At 59.8% G+C, this 2,982-nt stretch carries 3 protein-coding genes; 2 read left to right on the top strand and 1 reads right to left on the bottom strand.

Annotated features, from left to right (window positions below; all coding sequences use genetic code 11):
* Nucleotides 1–323: recombinase family protein (locus tag A5791_RS17650; protein ID WP_197504720.1), on the top strand; the 323-nt coding region annotated here is incomplete at its 5' end.
* The gene (locus A5791_RS17645; RefSeq protein WP_067239568.1) at nucleotides 323–1,750 is read left to right on the top strand and encodes a site-specific integrase; all 1,428 of its coding nucleotides are present in this window, start codon (nucleotides 323–325) and stop codon (nucleotides 1,748–1,750) included. The genes A5791_RS17650 and A5791_RS17645, both read left to right, overlap by 1 nt.
* An 8-nt stretch (nucleotides 1,751–1,758) precedes the next feature.
* Here the strand turns inward: A5791_RS17645 and A5791_RS26845 are convergent.
* On the bottom strand, nucleotides 1,759–2,982 hold a 1,224-nt coding region (locus A5791_RS26845), incomplete at its 5' end, for a hypothetical protein (protein ID WP_067239567.1).

The following is a 2,982-nucleotide window of genomic DNA, read 5'->3' as shown; positions in this document are numbered from 1 at the left end:
CGGCTTCGGTGGTCCGCCGCATTGTCCGAGACAGGAATGCCGGCTTCAGTTACGACGCTATCGCCTCCGCCCTCACGGAAGAGGAAATCCTAAGCCCGCTAGGCAAATCGGAATGGCAACCGTCCACCGTTCGGCGCATCTACGCCAGCGCCACGGCACAGGTCCAGGTGTTCGGCATGAACCGCGAGCACCAGCGAGACGACAACCGGGACGCTGAGACGACAGAACCGCAGCCTTGTGGTGAGCCGACGTGCAAAGGCTACGGTCCTCCGGAGCCGATAGACGACGGGGAGGACTCGTCCGCAGAAGAGAGGACGCAGTAATGGCTCACATTCGCAAGCGGCCGTCCGGCAAGGTGGACAAGTTCGGCAATCCCATAGTGCGGTATCAGGTTGTATGGCTGGAGCCTGTACGTGATGAGTTCGGTGCACCTACGGGACAGTTCAAGCAAACGTCAGAGACGTTCGATACCGAGCGCATGGCCAAGGCGCGTCTGCGTAAGGTGGAGGATGCCCTGGACAGCGCTAAGGGCATTGACCCGAGCAGCGCTAAGGCGAAAGCCAATCGGCCACTAGGGGAGTACGCCAAGCAGTACTTGGACAGCCTTGCGGGTCAGGTAGACCCTTCCACCATCGAGGACTACGGCAAGATCTACCGCCGCCACATTGCCGCCGTGTTCGGCAGCAAGCCGGTGGCTTCCATCACCACGGCAGACGTGGCCCGCTTTCGGGCCAATCTCTTAGCGCCGCACGAGCAGCGTTCGTTTGTCACGCGCGGCAAAGCCAGACGCAAACCCACAACCACCCCCCGCACCGGCCTAGTCAGTCGCAGTCCTAAAACCGTCAAGCACATTGTCGGCACTTTGAAGCGGATTCTCGATGTGGCCGTAGACGACCAGGCCATACCGAGCAACCCTGTGGTTGCCGGTCGGCGACACACCACCAAACGCCGTGCTGCGTCTAACGGCAAGGCACCGTTCAAGCACCGGCCTCTCGCAGGCAACGAGGTTGCCGCCATCTACGACTACGTCGCCACCGCGCGCGGAAATCCCGTCTACGCACTGTCTGTTGTGTTCGCGGCCTATACCGGCGTGCGGGTGGCCGAGCTGCAGGGCTTGCAGGTGCAGGACATCACCTTGTCCGACATTCCGGGAACCGTAGGGTCAGTACGCATCTGTCGCACCAAGAAGAAGGGCCGCGCGGTAACCGAAGCTGACGAGCACGACGAACCGGCACCGCTGGTCTGGATTGAGGGCACACCGAAAAGCGATGCCTCCACTGACCGCACGATCCCGCTTCCGCCGTGGTTGGCAGACGATATGCGGGAATACTTGACCCGAATCCACCCGTTTGCCGACAAGAAGCGGATTGCGCATGCGCCGCTGTTTCCTGGCAAGCGCACCCGTGCGGGTAAGTCTGCGGTGCAGGTGGAGGACTTCGATTGGGCCAAGCCGATCGTCGCGGACAACCTGTATCACAACTACTTTCAACCCGCCTGCAAGGCATTGGGTCTCGGCTCAGTGCGGCTGTACGACCTACGGCATACCTTCGCCACGCTGGCGCTGTCCGCGGGCGAGCACTACATGCAGGTGTCGAAGTGGCTGGGGCACTCCAGTTTCGTGCTGACCCTGACGACCTACGCCGACTACATCAGAGAGGACGACACGGCGGCACCGAATTTCGCGCGTCCGGTCGCGACCGTCAACGGCACGGTTGTGGATCTACAGCGTCGGAATCGCGGCACGGCGTAGATAGTCAGTTACTTCCCGACGTGATCCCAGAACTCTGGGTAGAACAGTGACAGTTGAGTCAACGACGGCACGCCTTCATTCAAGGCGGCGCGGCACTGCCGTGTGATTTCTTGCCGGTGCAGTTCAAGCTGTGGAACCAAGGTGTATATGTCGGTCATATCAAGCGTCACCGTCCGGTACTGCCCGACGTCAAATGGCAGAGCGTCCTCAGACCGGATGATCTGGACCACGGGTTTCCGCGCAGCATGGCGTAACGCCAACTCGTAATAGACGTTTGGGTTCGCAAAACTGAGGTCAGCGATAACCAACCTCGCCTTTGCGATGTGCTCGATTACCTGACCGGTGATCAGACCTGGCTTGCTGATTTTGTCTGCCCGTACCGCTCGCAACCCCAGGTCGGCCAAGGCGGGCTCGATTAGCGACGTCAGTACCAGGTTTGCGTGCTTTCGAAACAGCGAATTCGCGTCTCCGATTGGAGACACTATGAAACACACGTCATCAAGATCGCTTCCACTGCCTGAGGAGCGTGTTTTTGTAGGCTTGGAACGCTTTTCAGCAGTTTCGGCCTCAGCGCTCGGCGTGTCTTCGCTCTCCGACTCGGATTCGTCGTCATCTTCGGCAGCACCCCCAGCCTGGCCGTGTGCCTCATCAAGAACTGTGTCCACCGAAACCAAGTGCTCTGAGCCAGCGATTTGCCTTACTAAGCCGAGCTCGCGGGTGTTGGCTAGGAAGATTTCCGCGGCCTCCTGAACCAAGTCGTCCTCAATCCCAGCATCTTTGAAAGCGTCGCGCAGAACCTCAATCGGCGGCAGTCGATTACCCGCGTACTTTTCGAACACCTGCTTGAACGTGTCAAGGTTCAGGATCGCTAGATTGATTTGCGCCTGCAGGCGTGTGGCGGTGGAGATCGACTTGTCCGACGCGGTGCGGCCTTCGGGTGTTAGGTCCAGAAACTCGGCGTTGTAAGCGCCAGTAGTCAGGCCGTACTGGCTACTCGAAGTGATCAGGGTTCGGCTTGTGCCGCTAGTCGGCGACCTATTCAGCTTTTGGAACAGAGTGAGTCGCCGTATCCGTTTACCGGCACCGTGCTCCTGAATCGCTTCGGCAAGGAACAGAGACTCTTTGAACGACAGGCCAGGGAAAGGCCGAACGCGTCGGGTTGCGTCCAGCAGAGTGGTGTACGAGTCGGGGCCCTGATCATCGGTACCGGCGTGTCGTAGCCGAGTGATTGA

The organism is Mycobacterium sp. 852002-51163_SCH5372311 (genome assembly GCF_001667115.1).
In the GTDB taxonomy this organism is placed as follows: Bacteria; Actinomycetota; Actinomycetes; order Mycobacteriales; family Mycobacteriaceae; genus Mycobacterium.
This window is presented reverse-complemented; position numbering and strand designations above follow the sequence as displayed.